The organism is Propionivibrio limicola (assembly GCF_009469695.1).
GTDB classification, from domain to species: Bacteria; Pseudomonadota; Gammaproteobacteria; order Burkholderiales; family Rhodocyclaceae; genus Propionivibrio; species Propionivibrio limicola.
Genome location: NZ_SSSR01000008.1, coordinates 37,096 through 55,026 on the forward strand (window position 1 = coordinate 37,096; position 17,931 = coordinate 55,026).

Annotated in this window: 14 protein-coding genes; 3 read left to right on the forward strand and 11 right to left on the reverse strand. The window is 62.7% G+C overall.

What is annotated here, in order from left to right:
- Positions 1-189: 189 nt before the first annotated feature.
- Entirely contained in the window at positions 190-1,110 is a 921-nt protein-coding gene (locus GH659_RS07790; protein ID WP_153110837.1) for a LysR substrate-binding domain-containing protein, read from the reverse strand.
- A 112-nt stretch (positions 1,111-1,222) separates the two neighbouring features.
- Between GH659_RS07790 and GH659_RS07795 the strand changes: the two genes are divergently transcribed.
- Both GH659_RS07795 and GH659_RS07800 read left to right on the forward strand, forming a co-directional pair.
- Positions 1,223-2,074 (forward strand): amidohydrolase family protein, encoded by an 852-nt coding sequence (locus tag GH659_RS07795; protein WP_153110838.1) that lies wholly within the window; start codon positions 1,223-1,225, stop codon positions 2,072-2,074.
- Positions 2,074-3,102, forward strand: coding sequence for a Gfo/Idh/MocA family protein (locus GH659_RS07800; protein ID WP_153110839.1), 1,029 nt, complete (start codon positions 2,074-2,076; stop codon positions 3,100-3,102). The genes GH659_RS07795 and GH659_RS07800 overlap by 1 nt, the downstream gene beginning before the upstream one ends.
- 85 nt (positions 3,103-3,187) lie before the next feature.
- Here GH659_RS07800 and GH659_RS07805 read toward each other — a convergent pair whose 3' ends face one another.
- The 10 genes from GH659_RS07805 to GH659_RS07850 all read right to left on the reverse strand — a co-directional run bounded on the left by GH659_RS07805 (position 3,188) and on the right by GH659_RS07850 (position 17,208).
- Complete coding sequence (locus GH659_RS07805) at positions 3,188-4,771, reverse strand: diguanylate cyclase (protein WP_153110840.1); 1,584 nt, start codon at positions 4,769-4,771, stop codon at positions 3,188-3,190.
- 50 nt (positions 4,772-4,821) lie between these two features.
- Positions 4,822-5,931, reverse strand: coding sequence for an ABC transporter permease (locus GH659_RS07810; RefSeq protein ID WP_153110841.1), 1,110 nt, complete (start codon positions 5,929-5,931; stop codon positions 4,822-4,824).
- Positions 5,932-5,935: 4 nt separating this feature from the next.
- A complete protein-coding gene (locus tag GH659_RS07815) occupies positions 5,936-7,105 on the reverse strand; it encodes an ABC transporter permease (RefSeq protein WP_246167776.1) in 1,170 nt (389 codons plus the stop codon).
- The gene (locus tag GH659_RS07820; protein WP_246167777.1) at positions 7,102-8,850 is read right to left on the reverse strand and encodes an ATP-binding cassette domain-containing protein; all 1,749 of its coding nucleotides are present in this window, start codon (positions 8,848-8,850) and stop codon (positions 7,102-7,104) included. The genes GH659_RS07815 and GH659_RS07820 overlap by 4 nt, the downstream gene beginning before the upstream one ends.
- Positions 8,851-8,856: 6 nt before the next feature.
- A complete protein-coding gene (locus tag GH659_RS07825; RefSeq protein ID WP_153110842.1) occupies positions 8,857-9,894 on the reverse strand; it encodes an HlyD family secretion protein in 1,038 nt (345 codons plus the stop codon).
- A gap of 273 nt (positions 9,895-10,167) precedes the next feature.
- Positions 10,168-11,235 carry a type I restriction endonuclease subunit R, EcoR124 family gene (locus tag GH659_RS07830; RefSeq protein ID WP_211364158.1) on the reverse strand — a complete coding sequence of 356 codons (1,068 nt, stop codon included), beginning with the start codon at positions 11,233-11,235 and terminating at the stop codon, positions 10,168-10,170.
- Between the two features lie 313 nt (positions 11,236-11,548).
- A complete protein-coding gene (locus tag GH659_RS07835) occupies positions 11,549-12,841 on the reverse strand; it encodes an NAD(P)/FAD-dependent oxidoreductase (RefSeq protein ID WP_153110843.1) in 1,293 nt (430 codons plus the stop codon).
- A gap of 170 nt (positions 12,842-13,011) precedes the next feature.
- On the reverse strand, positions 13,012-14,556 hold the full coding sequence (locus GH659_RS07840) for a DHA2 family efflux MFS transporter permease subunit (protein WP_211364159.1): 1,545 nt from the start codon (positions 14,554-14,556) through the stop codon (positions 13,012-13,014).
- 15 nt (positions 14,557-14,571) lie between these two features.
- Positions 14,572-15,705, reverse strand: a complete 1,134-nt coding sequence (locus tag GH659_RS07845) for an HlyD family secretion protein (RefSeq protein WP_153110844.1) — start codon at positions 15,703-15,705, stop codon at positions 14,572-14,574.
- 24 nt (positions 15,706-15,729) lie between these two features.
- On the reverse strand, positions 15,730-17,208 hold the full coding sequence (locus GH659_RS07850) for an efflux transporter outer membrane subunit (RefSeq protein WP_153110845.1): 1,479 nt from the start codon (positions 17,206-17,208) through the stop codon (positions 15,730-15,732).
- 108 nt (positions 17,209-17,316) lie between these two features.
- Between GH659_RS07850 and GH659_RS07855 the strand changes: the two genes are divergently transcribed.
- Entirely contained in the window at positions 17,317-17,922 is a 606-nt protein-coding gene (locus GH659_RS07855; protein ID WP_153110846.1) for a TetR/AcrR family transcriptional regulator, read from the forward strand.
- The last annotated feature ends 9 nt before the right edge of the window (positions 17,923-17,931 follow it).

A 17,931-nucleotide genomic window follows, 5' to 3' on the forward strand; every position in this document is an offset into this window, starting at 1 on the left:
TCCCGCTTTTTCAGCATGAACCACGGGAAGGCGGATTTCAATGTCGATGAATGACCTTGGTGCCGTTATTGACACGCAAACTGGATCGCTCAGCAAAGCCAGGCATCCTACCCGGATGCTCTGTAGGAGCGCAGCTTTGCTGCGCGAAACGAACGACTTTGCGTCAAATGCGTTTCGTGGTGGGCTGGCTCAGATTTGCGTGTCGAGCGCGTAGGGCCCGGTCCGTAATTGCTCCGCGATGAACGACAGGCACAGTTGGAGTCGGGTGGAGTTTTCTGTCCGGGCGGCTGTTATGGCAAAGATATCGGCCGGCTGGACGTAGTCGGGCAAGACCCGTTCGACCTTGCCCGATTTCAGGTCTTTGGCGACATCCCAGCTCGAAAACAGGCTGATTCCGAGACCGGCCAGCGTCCAGTTCCAGACAGTGTCGCTTTGATTGGAGCCCATCGGTCCCGATACGCGGACGGATTTCGGACCGTTCGGGCCATTCATCTGCCAGACGCCGAATGTCTGGTGAAAATCGCGATACAGCAGGCAGTCGTGCTCGGTCAGGTCAGACAGGGTGCGCGGGCGTCCTTTTTTGTCGAGATAGTCCGGCGTGGCGCACAGAACCCGGTCGCTTTTCATGATCCGGTGCGAGATGAGGTGGGGTTCCCGGGCTTCTTCCATGCGAATGTCGATATCGATGCCTTCGGCGAGCAGGTCGACACGGCGGTACACCGACTCGAACCAGATGTTCAGCAGCGGATACTGCTTTCGCATCGACGCGAAGATCGGCGCGAGATGCTTGCGGCCGAGGCGCGGACTCGACGTGACGCGCAATTGCCCCGAGGGCGAGCCTTGCGGCATGGCCATGCAATCGTCGAGAGAATTGGCGGCATCGAGCACCTGTTTTGCCCAGACATAGGCCTTCTCGCCGGCTTCGCTGATCGAAACGCGCCGGGTCGTGCGGTGGAAGAGCTTGGTGCCAAGAATGCGCTCAAAGCTGGCGATCCGCTTGGTGACGTAGGCGGCCGAAATGCCGAGCTGAGTCGACGCACCCACGAAGCTGCCGCGCTGGACGACTTCACAAAAGATCCGTAAATCGACAAGGTCCCAATGATTATTCATTTTTGGATAGTTACAAATCAACCGATTGTTCGATTATATAACCAAGGGTTTTCTGTATCGTGGCTGGCACAGAATACCGTCCCTCCACGCTTCGACGACTTACGGATAAACCATGAGCATCTTCAACGAACCGAAAATCGACTGTCACAACCACGTTTTCGACCCGGATCGCTTCCCCTATGAGGAAGACAATTTCTACTATCCGGCCGGACAGGAAAAGGGCACGCCGGCGCAATTCATGCGCGTTCTCGATGCCTACGGCGTGGGCCATGCGCTGATGGTCGAGCCCAATTCCGGCTATGGCCCCGATAACCGTTGCATGCTCGACACCATTGCCCGAAGCAACGGGCGGGTGAAAGGGGTCGCCGTTGTCGCGAACGCTGCCTCGCGCAGCGAACTGGAAGACTTGAAGGCGCAGGGCATTGTCGGCATCGCCTTCAACCCGGCGCTGTTCGGCGTGAAGTATTACGCGGACGCGGCCGGTTTGCTGGAACGGATGGCGGAGCTCGATCTCATCGCGCAGATCCAGGTGGTCGACAACCAGCTCGTCGACATGCTGCCGATGCTCAAGGCCAGCCGCGTGCGCTTGCTCTTCGATCATTGCGGCCGGCCGAATCCGGCTGCCGGTCTTGATCAACCGGGCTTTAAGGCGTTGCTTGAACTGGGGCGGAGTGGAAACGCCGGCGTCAAACTTTCGGGCTATGCCAAATTTTCGCACCTGCCGCATCCGTACGAGGACACGTGGTCTTACGTGCGTGCCTTGGTCGACGCGTTTACGCTGGACGCCTGCGTCTGGGGGACGGACTGGCCGTTCCTGCGAGCCCCTGAGCGAATCGACTACGGCGTGCTGCTCAAGCTCGTCGAGCGACTTTTCCCCGATGCCAACGACCGCCGCAAACTGTTGTGGGAAACGCCGTGCAGATGGTTTGGTTTTGACCCCGAGACCGATAAAGGAGCGTGTTGATGAAGAAAACCGTCAATTGGGGCGTGCTTGGCGCGGCCGCGATCGCTACGAAACATGCCTTGCCGGCGATGAGCGAGGCGCCGAGTACGACGCTGCTCGCGCTTGCCTCGCGCGATCTCGCCAAAGGCCGGGCCGCTGCGCAGGCGCTGAGCATTCCGCGCGCGTACGGCAGCTACGACGAGCTGCTGGCCGATCCGGACATCGACGTCGTCTATATCCCGTTGCCCAACCAGTTGCACTTCGAATGGTCGGTGCGGGCGCTTGAAGCGGGCAAGCATGTGCTGTGCGAAAAGCCGTTGTGCCTGACGTCCGCGCAGGTCAAGGAACTCTGCGCGGTGCGCGACCGAACCGGCAAGCACATCGAAGAAGCTTTCGCCTTTCGCAACCATCCGCAGTGGGCCAAGGTCGACGAGATTCTGGCGAGCGGGGCGCTTGGCCCGGTGCGCGCCGTGCATGGCATCATCGCCAAGCAGTTTCTCGACCCGGCCGACATTCGGAACAATCCGGCAGTTGGCGGGGGCGGGCTGTACGACACCGGTTCGTACGCCATCTGCGCCTGCAACAGGCTCTTCAGGCGCGCTCCAACGCGCGTCGTGGCGGCGCTCGACATCGACCCGAAGTTCGGTATCGACCGCCTCTCCAGCGCCTTGCTCGATTACGGCGATGCCCACGCGTCGTTTACCGTTGCCACGCAGTCGGGCGGTACCGGCTGGGGAACGCAACAGCATCTCGCCGTTTTGTGCGCCAACGGCTGGCTGCGTTTCAATTTCCCGTACTCGCAGGTGCGGCCGACGCCGTGCAGCGTCGAAGTCGGGAACACAAGCAGTGTGGGCGCCTTCCCGAGCACAACCTTCGCGTTCGAACCGGTTAATCAGTTCACGCTGCAGGCCGAACGCTTCTCGCGTCTCGTGCTGGGCGAGGCGGTGCCGAGCTGGCCGATCGAGGACGCGCTCGATACGCTGCACACGATCGAGGCGCTGTTCGAATCGGTGCGGAGCGGTGCCTGGCAGGCGCTGCCCACGCGCTGAGGCGATAACCGGGGGCGATGGCCCCCGAAAGTCGGGCGCTGATCGGAGTAAAAAGAGGGAAAGCCGCCGGTCTGTTCGATCGGCGTTACGCGTCAACGCTTGCCGCGGCAAGCCACGGAAAGTATTTGCGATCCTCGATCAGCATGTGCTGGGCGACGACTTCGTAGGCCAGATAGTGAAGGAGTTCGCCGACGCCAAGCCGGTCGCTGTTGAATTGCTCGGCCAGGTCCAGCGCACGTGCCGTCAGACGGTCGTGCAGCTCCCGGTGGTAGGCGGCTTCCGGATAGGCCGTCGTTGCGAAAAGCGCTTCTTCATCGCGGAAGTGTTGCCCGATTTCGGCAAGCAGCGTGCCGATTGATTGGCTGATGGCCGCCTTGGATTGGTTGCCGAGAATCGCTTTCATCAGCTGATTGGCTTGCTCGACGAGGGCGCGGTGTTGCGCGTCGATCAGCTCGTTGCCGGATTCGTAGCTTGGATGCCAGACAAGCTGGATCAAACCGGTGTTCGCCGGATCGGCTGCTTCGGCGCCGGGTTCGAGCAATTCGGTCTCGACACGATTACGGCCGGCCGCCTTGGCCTGATACAACGCACTGTCGGCGCGGCCGAGCCAGGAATCCCACGTGTCGGTCGATTGGCACACCGCGACGCCGAAGCTGGCGGTGATTTTGTGCCCACCGGGAAAGATATGCTGCTCCAGGCTGCCGCGAATGCGTTCGGCGAGTTGCGCGGTGCTGGACAAGCCGCTGTGGGGCAGGATGATCAGGAATTCTTCGCCGCCCCAGCGCCCAAGCACGTCGGTCGTGCGAATGCAGTTTTCGGCGATGCCGGCGAACCCTTTGAGAATGAGATCGCCGGTCGCATGGCCGAAGCGGTCGTTGATTCCCTTGAAGTGATCGAGGTCGATCATGATCAGCGATACCGGGTGCCCATAGCGTTCCAGACGGGCCATTTCCGTTTGTCCGGCTTCTTCGAGCCGGATGCGGTTCCACAGTCCGGTCAGGCGGTCTTTTTTCGCCAGCAGACGAATCCGTTCGTCGGCGCGTTCCTTCGTCATCAGGACAAAGCCGTTCGAGACGAGAATCAGCGAAACGAAAGCGACCAGAAATGTTGCCGTTTGCACTGGCGTCTCGCGCATGATGCTGGCGATGTCTTCCGTGCCGAAAGCCGTCGTCACGATGCGCAGCACGAGCGTCGCGATCATCAGGAGCGCGCCGCCAACCATCAGATGCTTGCCGCGCCCGGTCAAAACGTGGTTTCGGCTGGTCAGCGCCAACAGAATCATCGCGATCTGCGCGGTGAATACGATTCCGCCCATGACAATCCGCGCCGCGATGTCCGACATCAGGAAGCTGAACATCGTCCCGATCAGCAGCGGCGGTCCCCAAAGCACCAGCGGGGAAAGCTTGCGTTGCTGGAACTGGGCGATCGCCGCGAGCAGCAGCGCATACGAGCCGGAAAGCCCCACGTTGCTGACGAGGATGGAAAGGAAATCGGGGATTTTGCCGCGCAGGGCGAAAAGGATGAAAACCGCAGCATGCAGGCTGAGGGCGGCCGTCCACAATTGCAGACCTTCCTTTTCGTCGCGGCGTGCCACCCAACCCACGGACAGCGCCAGCGTAGCGCTTGCCGCAATGATCATCAGGAGCATGGTGGGGATGTGAGGGATCATGCGAGCATTGTCTGTGTGGGTTACGCGTTTGACAAGGCGCCTGTGGACGGTCAATACATGCGGTGCCGGAACAGCCAGCTGGCCAGCGAGAGCGATGCCACGCCGATCAGGGCCATCGGCCAGAGCTGGCCGAACAGGATGTCGAAGCCGGCCCCTTCGAGAAAGACCTTGCGCAGGACGACGAGAAAATAGCGCAGCGGATCGATCAGGGTAATGGCCTGAACGACGGGCGGCATGTTGGCGATGGGCGTGGCGAAGCCGGACAGGATCGAGGCCGGCACCATGAACAGAAAGCCGCCGAGCAGTCCCTGTTGCTGGGTGACGGCGAGCGACGAGATCAACAGGCCGGCGCCGACGCCGGACAGAAGGAAAAGGGCCAGCCCGCAGTAGAGCGCCGGCAGGCTGCCGAGGAGTGGCACCCGGAACCAGAGCGTGGCGATGAGCAGGATGACCGTGCCCTGAACCATGCCGATGATGAAGCCGGGCAGCGCTTTGCCGAGCAGGATTTCGGCCGGGCGCAGCGGCGTGACGAGCAACTGATCGAAGGTTCCCTGTTCGCGTTCGCGGGCGACCGTCATCGCGGTGACCAGAATGGTCGTGATCAGCGACAGCATGCCGATGATGCCGGGCACGAAGAACCAGCGGCTTTCGAGATTCGGGTTGAACCAGGCGCGGGATTCAAGATGGGCCGGCAAGCCCGACTGCCCGTGCGCCTTCAGCCAGTCCTCGTTGTATTGATTGACGATGCGCCGCACGTAATTGAGCGCGACCATCGCCGTGTTGGAATTGCGGCCGTCGACGATGACCTGCAGCGGCGCCGGATCGCCGGAGAGTTGCTGCGCACCGAAGCGCTGGCCGATGTGAATCACCAGCAGAACCTGCCGGTCGTCGATCAGCGGCGCGATTTCCTCCTCCGACCGAATGGTGGCGATACGGCGGAACGACGGCGCGCCGGTAAAAGCTGCTTCGAAGTCGCGGGAAATGGCGCTGCGGTCTTCGTTGAAAACGGCGTACGGAATGTCCTTCAGCTCGAAGGTCGCCGCGTAGCCGAAAACGATCAGCTGGATGAGCGGCGGCCCGATGAGCACCGTGCGGCTTTTCGGGTCTTTCAGCAGCGCGAGGAATTCCTTGACGATCAGGGCGAGCAGGCGGGTCAGCATGGCGTCACTCCAGCCGTTTCCGGGATTTTCGCCACGTAACGGCGAGGAAGAAGGCAGCCATCGCCAGCAGCGCCAAGGCATTGGGCAAGACGACCGACCACACGTCCCCGGCCAGGAACAGCGTCTGCACGATGGTGACGAAGTAGCGTGCCACGATCACATGTGTGACGCCCTGCACGGCGGCGGGCATGCTGTCGATGTCGAAGATGAAGCCGGAGAGCAAAAAGGCGGGCAGGAAGGTGCCGACGATCGCCAGTTGCCCGGCGACGAACTGGTTGCGCGCCACGGTCGAGATGGCCAGCCCCATGCCGAGCGCGGCAAGGAGGAACAGCGAAGCGCACGTCCAGAGCAACCAGAACGAGCCGCGCAACGGCACGCCGAACAGCCAGACGGCGAGCCCGACCGAGATCAGCATGCCGCCGGTGCCGAGGGTGAAGTAGGCGATGATTTTCCCGAGCAGAATTTCCGACATGCGGGTCGGCGTGACCAGCAACGCTTCGAGCGTGCCGCGCTCCCATTCGCGGGCCATCACCAAAGCCGTCAGCAGCGTGCCGATCAGCGTCATGACAATGGCCACCAGTCCGGGCACCAGAAAATTCCGGCTCTTGAGTTCGCTGTTGAACCAGACGCGTTGTTCCAGTTGCACGGGCGCCGTCAGTTCGCCGCCTCGGCTGGCGACGCGGCGCGTCAGCCAGTTGCCCCACGCACCTTCCAGATAGCCGAGCGTCAGTTGCGCTGTATTGGCGTCGACGCCATTGACGATGATCTGGATCGGCGCCCCGTCGGCGCGGCGCAGCCGTTCGCTGAAATTGGCGCGCAGGCGGACGATGGCATTCACGCGCCCCTCGCGCAGCGCCTGTTCAGCTTCCGGCAGCGTCCTGAGCGTGGCGATGGCGAAATACCGGCTGCCGAGCAGGCTCGAACGAAAATCGTCGGTGTCGGCAGACGGCTGTTCGGCGACAAACGCGACCGGCACATGCTCGGTATCGAGCGAGACGCCGTAACCGAACAGCAGCAACAGGAAGAGCGGCATCAGGAACGCGATGGCGATGCTGCTCGGATCGCGCACGATCTGGAGGAACTCCTTTCGCACCAGCGCCTTCAGGCGGGTGAGGGAGGCGGGTGTCCGGCGCATCACCGGAATCCTCCGCAAAGCATCAAACACGGTTTTCATGTTTCCTCCACGTGCTTGATGAACGCATCTTCCATGCTCGGCTCGGGAAGCTCGGGCGAGCGTACGGCGGCTTTGATGGCGGCCGGTTCGCCCACGGTCAGGATGCGTCCGGCGGCCATGATCACGAGGCGGTCGCAGTATTCGGCCTCTTCCATGAAATGCGTGGTGACGAGAACGGTGACGCCGGAGAGCGCGAGGGCGTTGATGCGCTGCCAGAATTCGCGCCGCGCCAGCGGGTCGACGCCGGAGGTCGGCTCGTCGAGAAAGAGGATTTCGGGGCGGTGCATCAGCGCGCAGGCCATGGCCAGCCGTTGCTTGTAACCGAGCGGCAGGTCGCCGGCGAGCTGGTTGCGGTAGCGGACGAGGTCGAATTCGTCTTCCGCCCACGCCAGCCGCTCCGCCCGTGCCTTGTTGGCCAGCCCGTAGGCACTGGCGAAAAAAGCGAGGTTCTGCCCGACGCTCAGGTTGCCGTATTGCGAGAATTTCTGCGACATGTAGCCGATACGGGCGCGGGCGGCCGAGGCGGCGTGCCGTAAGTCGAGTCCGGCCACTTCGAGATGGCCGCTGCTCGGCGGCAACAGGCCGCAGAGCATGCGGAAGGTCGTCGACTTGCCTGCACCGTTCGCTCCGAGCAGACCGAATATCTCGCCGCGCCGCACGTCGAACGAGATGCCGTCGACCGCGCGGAAATCACCGAAACAGCGGATCAGCCGGTCGACCTTGATGACCGGGGCGGTGGCATCGCCATCGGCGTGCGGCGAGATCGGAGCAAAGTCGAGATGCGTGGCGTGAGGTGTGCTGTTGGGGCGCCCCCGGAGCATGTCGACGAACAGGTCCTCAAAACGCGGCGCGACGGGATCGACCGTGGCTTCATGCATGTCCGGATGCGAATCGATGGCGTCGGGAAGCTGCGCCTGTTCGGTGACGAGCCGGATGCGTTCGCCCTGCACCAGCGCATCGACAACTCCTGCCGTCTGCGCGAGCCGCATCTGCAACGCGCGGTGCTGGCGGCCGGGGAGCGAGACGGTCCAGGTGCGGCCGCGCAGCGTGGCGCTCATTTCAGCCGGAATGCCCTGCGCCATCACCTTGCCCTCATGCAGCAGGATGACCTCGTCGCAGCGTTCGGCCTCGTCGAGATAGGCCGTCGAGAGCAATACGCTCATGCCTTCGCTGGCCACGAGCCGGTCGATGATCGACCACAATTCGCGGCGCGAAACGGGGTCGACGCCGACCGTCGGTTCGTCGAGCAGCAGCAGGCGGGGCGGACGCACGAGCGTGCAGGCGAGGCCCAGCTTCTGCTTCATGCCGCCCGACAGCTTGCCGGCCAGACGGCCGACGAAGGGCTGGAGTCCGGTCATGTGCATCAGCTCGCCGTAACGCTCGCCTCGCACGTCCTTCGCGACGCCCTGCAGGTCGGCGTACAGATCGAGGTTTTCCTGCACCGTCAGATCCTCGTACAGGCCGAAACGCTGCGGCATGTAGCCGAGCGATGCCTGTACCGTCAGCGAATCGTGCGTGGCGTCGAGTCCCAAGGCGTGGATGCTGCCGCTATCCGGCACCAGCAACCCGGCGGCCAGCCGCATCAGCGTCGTCTTGCCGGCCGCGTCCGGCCCGATCAGGCCGGTAATGACGCCCGGGCGGATGGCAAAACTTACGGCGTCGAGCGCCTGGATGCGCTGTCGTCCGGGCGTGAAACTCTTGCTCAGGTGATCGGCGACGAGAATGGGCGCCTCTTTCATGGCCATGACCATTCAATGTGCCGGTTGGCAGGGATTGCTGCGTTCGTTTCCTTCGGCCGGTTTGTTCTGGTCGAGCGCGATCTTGACCGTCGCCGGCATGCCGAGGCGCAGCTCGCCGGAAGCATCGCAGACGAATATGCGCGCCTGATAAACGAGCGTCGAGCGAATGTCGGCCGTTTCGACCGATTTCGGCGTGAACTCGGCGCTTGGCGAGATGTGGCCGACCCACGCCGCGTAGGGCTTGTCCGGGTAAGAGTCGGTGGCGACAGTCGCGCGGGCGCCGACCGGAATCCGCCCAAGCTGTGTTTCCGGCAACCAGACGCGCACCCAGAGCGGATCGGTCAGCGCGAGCGTGAACACCGGCTTTTGCGGCGAAGCCATGTCGCCGACTTCGAGAATCCGGTTTTCGATAACGCCGTCGGAGGGCGCACGCAACTCGCCCTCGGCAATGTCCTTGCGGATCAGCGCGGCGGCCGCTTCGCTGGCGGCGAGGGTAGCGCGGGCGGCGGCGATATCCTCCCGGCGCGGCCCGAGTTCGGCGAGGCGTGCCGTTTCGCTCGCCGCCTGCCATTGGGCACGCGCCTTGTCGAAGGCAAAGCGGGCGTTGTCGGCCTGTTGCTGCGAGATGAAGTGGCGGGCGACGAGGCTTTGCTGGCGCTGATAAAAGTTGTCGGCATCGGCCATCGCCACGCGGGCCGCCTCGCGCTGGGCCTGCGCCTGCCGGATTTCTTCCGGCCGCGAGCCTGTTTCGAGGCGTTTCACCGTTTGTTGCTGCGCGGTGACTTGCGCCTCGGCCTGTTCGAGCGCGAGGCGAAGTCGTTCGGTGTCGAGGCGGGCGAGCAAGTCACCGCGCTTGACGCGGTCACCGTCGCGAACATCGATCGATGCGATGCGGCCGCTGGCGTTGAAGGCGAGTTCGACTTGCCGGATATCGACGTTGCCGTGCAGCGCCAGTTCGTTGGCGGGCGGTTGGCCGTTATGAAACCAGACGATGCCGCCGGCAATGAGCGCAATTGCCGCCACCAGCGGGATGACGATCTTCTTGTTCATGGCGACTCCTTGGGGTTCGCCATTTCATGATAGAGCAGATTGCTTGCGAGTTCGGTGGCGTGCTACCGAACTTGAGCGGCCAGTTGATCCGAGAAAGAGACGACGGCAGGATCGAAGTGACGCAGTCGCACGGCACGGCAATTCACCGGCGGGAGGTCGGCCGAAGCGGCTGTTGGGGCCACATGATGCCAACGGCAGCACTCGCCCCCTTTGGAGCCGTCTTCAGGTTGTTCCGATCCTTTCACTTGAGCGTAGAGGCTGGCCGTAATCCCATTAAACCTGCCCACCCACGCCTTTGAACTTCTCCACAAAAGCCGCGATTTTCTGGAACACGCTTTGTTTTTTTGTCAGGTATTGCGGATTAAGCGGGCTCATCTTGGGCAGAACGGCATTGAGCTCGGTGCCATTGTCACTGGCGAATTCGCGTTTCAGTGAGGTGGTGATATAGCGTCTGGCCGCCTCTGCATTCAGGTTCTCGGCGCTGATCAGTTCCTGTGCCTCTCGCTGTTGTTCTGCTTGGGCAAAGGTGAAGAAGGCATCAATCACGCTAGCCTTGTCGCCAATCTGGTCCAGATCGGTCTGGTTAATAAAATCGACCAGCAGGCTTTCTTTGGCGCGGTTGCCAAGGCTGGCACGAATCACCCGGCGTACGTCCTCGACCAGTGAGGCTTTGTCCTTGACCTTTTTATTGTGCTCAAAAATCAATTCCAGAATGTAGTCCAGGTTAATTTCTTGTGACTTCAGCAGGTCCACCTCAAAGACCACGTCATCCCAGTCGATGGTGGATTTTTCTTTTTCGGCGCCAGATTTTTCCCGACGCAGCCAATCGCGAACATCGTTATAGGTTGAACGGTAATCCTGAATTTTCCGTTCAGCAGGGATCTTGATCGCTTGCAGCGTTGCCAGATCTTCATCGCTCAAATAATGCCTGGCCTTGAATTCCTCAACCGCCGCCGGGTTGTTCATGTCCACGCTTTGCAAGTCTTTCAGACTGGCGAACTCGTCATAGTTTTGCAGCACGTTCTCAACGCGCAAATACTCGCCGAATAATTTAGCGAAGGCCTTTTTGTCGGACTCTTTTTCAATGGCGGAGGGATCGGGAAAGCGCTGCTCCAGTTCCCTCACCACGTCGGCAAAGCTGCGCCGCGCCTCACCGGTAACTACATCGGTAAAGCCTTCCATGTATTCCTTGTAGCTCTTCTCCAGCACCACGTTCTTGGTGTTTTTGTCACCAAACAAGGTGATGGCGTCGATGGTTGCCTGCTCCAGATCGCGGAAGGTAACGATGTTGCCGAAGGTTTTGGTGGCGTCAAAAATGCGGTTGGTGCGCGAATATGGCACGCGGAATGCGTAATTCTAAGTGCTGCCAGCCATTTGAGGAGGTGGCAACACGGTGGGCTAGACATTCGGCCAGCTTGCGCTTGAACCGCCCCGGTCTCAGCAGATAGCCACTCTGCGGCCTGGGCGGCAGGTAAGGGACTGATTTCGGTGCGATTTAATACTTCAGACCAACGGCCGCTCAGGCCGACTTGCTTCCGCTGCCCTTTGACAGTCAGCGATCTGGGGAGGACGAACTACGGATCTTGATAGCGGCTGATACGGCCGTCTAATGCCGTACAAGCCGCATGCGGAGAGGGAACCGGCCAGGGGCCGGTCAGCTCGCTTCGTGCAGCTGCGGATTCTCCGGCTTGTTGCCGGTAATGAGGCGGGCGCCGCGCTGGTAGGTGAGGAACGACCACAGCCAGTTGAGCGAGACGACGACGCGGCTGCGGAAGTCGATCAGGAAAAAGATGTGCACGATGCCCCACAGCCACCAGCCGAGGTGGCCCTTGAACTTGACCCAGCCGAAATCCGCGACGCCGGCATGGCGGCCGATCGTCGCCATCGTGCCGTAGTTGTGGTAGCGGAAGGGTGAGGGGGCGGACTTGCCGTGCAGCTTGGCGCGGATGACGCGGGCGGCGTAGCGGCCGGCCTGCTTGGCGGCCGGGGCGATGCCCGGCAGCGTCTGACCGGTGGCGTCCTTGGCGCTGGCGGTATCGCCGACGACGAAGACGTTGGGCAGGCCGGGAACGCTGAAGTCGGATTCGACGATCACCCGTCCGGCGCGGTCGGCCTCGGCGTTCAGCCAGGTGGCGGCGGGCGAGGCTTTGACGCCGGCGGCCCAGATAACGGTGGCCGCCGGGATCTTTTCCTCGCCGATCATGACGTAGCCCTTCTGGCAGTCGCTGACGCGCGTGTTGGTGAGGACGGTGACGCCGAGCTTGTCGAGCGACTTCATGGCCGCTTCCGACAAGTCTTCCGGGAAGGCGCCGAGAACGCGCGGGCCGGATTCGATCAGGATGACTTTCGCCTGACGCGGGTCGATGCGCCGGAAATCGCGCGCCAGCGCCGCTCTCGCCAGTTCGGCGATGGAACCGGCCATCTCGACGCCCGTCGCGCCACCGCCGATGACGACGATGGTCAGGTGGGCGTCGCGCTCGGCGGGTTCGGCGGTCATTTCGGCGAGTTCAAAGGCCATCAGCAGCCGCTCGCGGATGCCGGTGGCGTCCTCCACCGTCTTCAGTCCCGGTGCGTAAGTGGCCCACTGGTCGTTGCCGAAGTAGTCGTGGCTGGCGCCGGTGGCCAGCACGAGGTAGTCGTAATCGATGTTGCCCTGGCGCGGGCCGTTGTCGATCTGGAGTGTGCACGCTTCCGTATCGATGCCCGTGACCTTGCCCATGATGACGGTCACGTTCCGTTGCTGCGAGAACAGGTTGCGGATCGGCGAGGCGATTTCCGCCGGCGAGAGCCACGCGGTGGCGACCTGATAGAGCAGGGGCTGGAACAGGTGGTGGTTGCGCTGGTCGATGAGGATGATGTCGACTTCTTCCTTGGCCAGTTCCTTGACAGCGGCCAGACCGCCAAAGCCGGCGCCGACCACGACGACGACAGGACGTCCGATTTTCATGCAGTTTCCTTCAATGGGATTGGTAATCTTTTTAGGGCTGGCGTTTTTGTTGCTTCGCCCACGACTGCCCAAAAAGACCACAACAACACTGGGGAGTTCCGTAATCGTCTTGCGGTGGCTGGGATTCGGAGCTAACGGTCAGCGATTCATGCCGTTAGCTCCGAAGAAACTCAGTGCCCGCCGACCGACGGATCGACGTGCCGATGCGGCTTCGGCGCGAGCCAGATGGCCGAGGCGGCGACGATGAAGGCGATGCCGACCGCCGCCATGATCTGGTTGGTGGCCAGCATGACGGCCTGACCCGAAACAAGCCGGTCGAGCGATTGCAGGACGGCGTCGGCGCTCATGCCCGAGCTTTCGAGGAAGGCGCGGACGCTCTGGTCGCTGTCGGCGAGTCCGACCAGTTCGGCATGGTTGCGCGTGATCTGGTCGTCCCAGACCGTGGTGATCAACGACGTGGCGAAGGCGCCCGAGAGCGTGCGCAGGAAATTCATCAGGCCGGCGGCCGAGGCCATTTCGTGGTGATCGACGCTGGCCAGCGCCAGACCGGTCAGCGGCACGAAGAAGAACGGTAGGCCGAGTCCCATCGCCATCAGCGGCATTGAAATCTGCCAGTAGTCCATGTCGGTCGTGGCAATCGTGCGCGTCAGCGTGACGAGGCCAAGCCAGATGACGCCGCCGAAAACGAGCTTGCGCGGATCGACCCGGTGCGACAGCGTGGCGGCGATCGGGGCGACGAAGACGGCAAACACGCCCGTCCACGCGGTGGCCATGCCGGCCGAAGTCGCCGTGTAACCCATGTACATCTGCAACCATTGCGGCGTCAGCACGTTGGCGCCAAAGAAGGCGGCGAAGGCGAGGCTGATGGTCAACACGCTGACCGAAAAGCCGCGATGCCGGAAGACCCGCAGATCGACGACTGGGTGTTCCTCGTGCAATTCCCAGATCAGGAAGGCGGCAAAGCCGATGGCGGCGATGATGGCCAGCGCGACGATTTCGTGCGACGAGAACCAGTCGAGGTTCTTGCCTTCGTCGAGCATGATTTGCAGCGCGCCGACCCAGACGATCAGCAGGATCAGACCCACCTTGTCGATCGGCGTCTTGAACAGCGGCTGCTCGTAGCGCTTCAACATCCTCCAGGCGATGAAGGCGCACGCGCTTGCGATGGGCAGATTGATCCAGAAAATCCACGGCCAGTTGTATTGATCGCACAAATAGCCACCGAGAATCGGGCCGAGTACCGGCGCCACCAGCGTCGTCATCGACCACAGGCCGATGGCGGCGGCCGCCTTTTCTTTCGGGAAGATGCGCAGCAACAGGGTTTGCGACAGCGGCATCAGCGGGCCACCGGCCAGACCCTGGCAGATGCGGGCGAAAACCAGCATGCCGAGCGAACCGGACAGGCCGCACAGTGCCGAGAAAATGCCGAACAAGGTCATCGAGACGACGAACACGCGCACCGCGCCGAAGCGCGCCGCCAGCCAGCCAGTCAGCGGCACGGTGATGGCTTCGGCGACCGCGTAGGAGGTGATGACCCAGGTGCCTTGACTGGTCGTGGCGCCGAGGCCGCCGGCGATGTTCGGCACCGAGACGTTGGCGATCGTCATGTCGAGCACAGCGATGAAGTTGGCGGCGGCGAGGACGAGGGCCGCTGCCCACAGCATGCCGCCGGTCAGCGGCGCTTCGCCGTTGGCGAGGGGTGTCGATTGGCTCATGGGAAGCGACTCCGCTTAGTCTTTTTCGCGGGTGTCGATTTTTACCGCCATCGACAGGCCGACCTTGAGCGGATGTGTCGCCAGCTCGGCCGGGTCGAGCTTGATGCGCACCGGCAGGCGCTGCACAACCTTGATCCAGTTGCCGGTCGCGTTCTGGGCCGGAATCGCCGCGAAGGCGGCACCGGAACCGCCCGAGAAACCTTCGACGGTGCCGCGATAAGTGACCGAACCGCCGTAAATGTCGGCCTTGACCGTCACCGGCTGGCCGACGCGTACGTTCTCCAGCTGCACTTCCTTGAAGTTGGCGTCGACGTGCATGTTCTGCACCGGCACCACGGCGAGGAGCGGCGTACCGGCCTGCACGCGCTGGCCGAGCTGGACCTGCCGCTTGGCAACGACGCCGTCGACGGGGGCGCGGACGACGGTGCGTTCGAGATCAATGGCGGCCTGGTCGCGGCGGGCGCGGGCGAGGGCGACTTCCGGGTTGGTGTCGATGGTCGTGTCGGCGATCAGGGCGGCGTTGGCTTCTTTTGAGCCGATGGCGACGTTGCGGTTGGCCTTGGCTTGTGCGGCGCCGGCGCGCGCGGCGGCCAGATTGGCTTGCGCGGCGGCAAAGGCGTTCTGGGCGCGCGTCAGTTCGTCACCGGAAACGGAGCCCGAGGCCGAGAGCGCCTCGCGCCGCTGCAGATCGATCCTGGCCCGTTCGAAGTCGGCTTCGGCCGCGGCGAGCTGGGCGGCAGCGCGCTTCTCATCGGCTTCGCGGGCGGCGATTTGCGCGGCGAAACCACCGTCGTTGGCGACATAGCCCTTGACGCGCCGGATAGCGCGGCCGAGGTCGGCTTCGGCCTGGGCGAGGGCGAGCTTGGCATCGGTCGGGTCGATGACGACGAGCACGTCGCCTTTCTTGACGGCTTGCGTATCGGTGACGCGCACTTCGCTGATCGTGCCGCCGACCGACGGCGTGACCTGGGCGATTTCGACGGCGGCGTAGGCGTTGTCGGTGGAGACGAAATGCGAGGCGTAGAAGAACCAGTAGGCGGCCATTCCCAGGCCGGCGACAACGACGCCAGTAGCCAACCCGATGAGGAGCTTGCGCCGGCGTTCTTCCCGGTTGTTTTGGGTGCGTGCGGGGGAGGTGTTTTCAGACATGATGGAATCCTGTTTGCTCGTCGGTTAACTGTTGGAGTCGCTTGTTTCGCGGTAGCCGCCGCCCAGCGCACGCATCAGGGCCACGTCGAGGGTGAGGGCGCGCGACTGAAGATCGGTCAGAATGCGCTGGTTGTTCAAAAGCACGTCTTCGGCGTAGAGCACTTCCAGAAAGCTGGAAAGTCCGCCTTCGTAACGATTGCGGGCGACGCGGTGCGCTTCGCCGGCGGCGGCGACGGCTTCTTCACCCTTGGTCAATCGCGCGCCGAGCGACTTCTGGCTGAGTCCGGCATTGGCGACTTCCTGCAAGGCCGTGGTGACGGTGCGGTTGTAGTTGGCGACGGCTTGTTCATAACCGGCGGCCGTGCCGCGCAGTTCGCCCGTCAGCCGTCCGCCGGTGAAGATCGGCAACGAGATGGCCGGGCCGATGCTGCCGGTGGTTGAACCGCTTTTGCTCAGCATGTTCAGGCCCAGCGAGTGCACGCCGATGAAAGCGGCGAGATTGACGTTCGGGTAAAACTCGGCCTTTTTCTGGTCGATCCGGTACGCGTAGGCTTCGGCCTGCAGGCGTGCCGCGACGACATCCGGGCGCCGGCCGAGAAGGTTGGCGGCAAGTTTGTCGGGGAGTCCGAACCGGCGATGCAGATTGATGGCCGGACGTTCGATGGCCAGTCCGCGGTCAGGGCCGGCGCCGAGCAAGGCGGCCAGCCGGTTGCGTTGCAGTCCGATCTGCTCTTCATACAGAAGCAGTTCGCCTTCGGCACTTGCGCGCCGGGCTTCGGCCTCGCGCAAGCTGCCGCGCGTTTCCAGACCGTTGGCGAATCGCTCGGCGAACAGGGCGGCCGTTCGGCTCCGAACTTCCAGCGAGCGCGCGGCGGTGTCGCGGGCGGCGAAGAGGCGGGCGAGTTCGGCGTAGTCGGTGGCAATGGCGGCGGCGAGGCTCAGGCGGGCTTGCGCCATTTCCGCCTTGCTTGCTTCAAGCTCCGAGGTGGCGGCGGCGAGCCCGGCGCGGTTCTTGCCCCAGAAGTCGAGCTCCCAACTGAAGTCGAGCGTGGCCCGGCCGTAATCCTGCCAGCCTTCCGGGGTCATCGATTTCGGGGTCAGATAGTTGTAGCTCTGACGCTGTTCGGTGGCCGAAGCGTTGGCACCGATCTGCGGCAGTAGCGCGGAACCGGAAATCTGGCTCGCGGCTTCCGCGTAACGGACGCGGGCCGCGGCGACGGCGAGGTCGGGCGAATCGCGCAAGGCTTCTTCGATCAGCGCGTTGAGCTGCGGATCTTCGTAGGCGCGCCACCATTGATCGTCCGGCCAATCCGTGCTCGGGCTGGTGAACGACATGGCCGTCTGATAGTCCGTGGCTGGCTTGAGGCGAGCGAGTGCGTCGAGTGATGGAAGCTGGGCGCATCCGCTTGCGGCAAGTGCGAGGGTGAGCGCGATGGTGAGTCCAAGGGGCTTACTGCGCAGATGCGGCAAGCGTGTTCGCGGTGGAGGGGGGCAGAAACGCATAACGACCTCGTGTTTATAACTGTACGGTACAGTTTAATTTTGTGTTTTTTCTGCGTCAAGCTAAACTGTACGGGTTGGTTTAGTTAAGATGGAAAAGACAAGGCGGCGATGAGAGCGAAAAGTGAAACGAAGCGGCAGGCCATCCTCGACGTGGCGACCGAGGTCTTTCGTGAAGTCGGTTTCGAGCGGGCCTCGATGTCGGAAATCTGCGCGCGTGTCGGCGGGTCGAAGGCGACGATTTACAACTATTTCCCGTCGAAGGAAGAGTTGTTTTTCGAAATCATGTTCCGTTCGACCGAGAAGGAATTCGAGGCAACCCACGAGGCGCTCGATCCGTTTACGGATGATATTGCCGAGTCGCTATGTCATTTCGGCGAAAGACTGCTGGCGCTCCTGTTTTCGCCTGAAGTCCAGGCGGCCAGGCGACTGATCGTTTCGGAGGCTGGGCGCGGCGAACTGGGTCGCCTGTGTTTCGAACGTGGGCCGCAGCGCAGTCTGGCCATGGTTTCCGACTTTCTGCAGGCGGCGATGGATCTTGGCAAGCTGCGTCAGGCCGACGCGCAAGTTGCTACATTGCACCTGCGCGGCTTGCTCGAAGCCGAGCTACTCGACCACTTCTTGTTTCAAGTGCCGGTCGAGGTGAGCGAGGAAAAAATCAGAGGGATCGTCGTGCGTGCGGTGACCGTGTTCATCGCGGCGTATGGGCCAGTCTGAAGGATACTT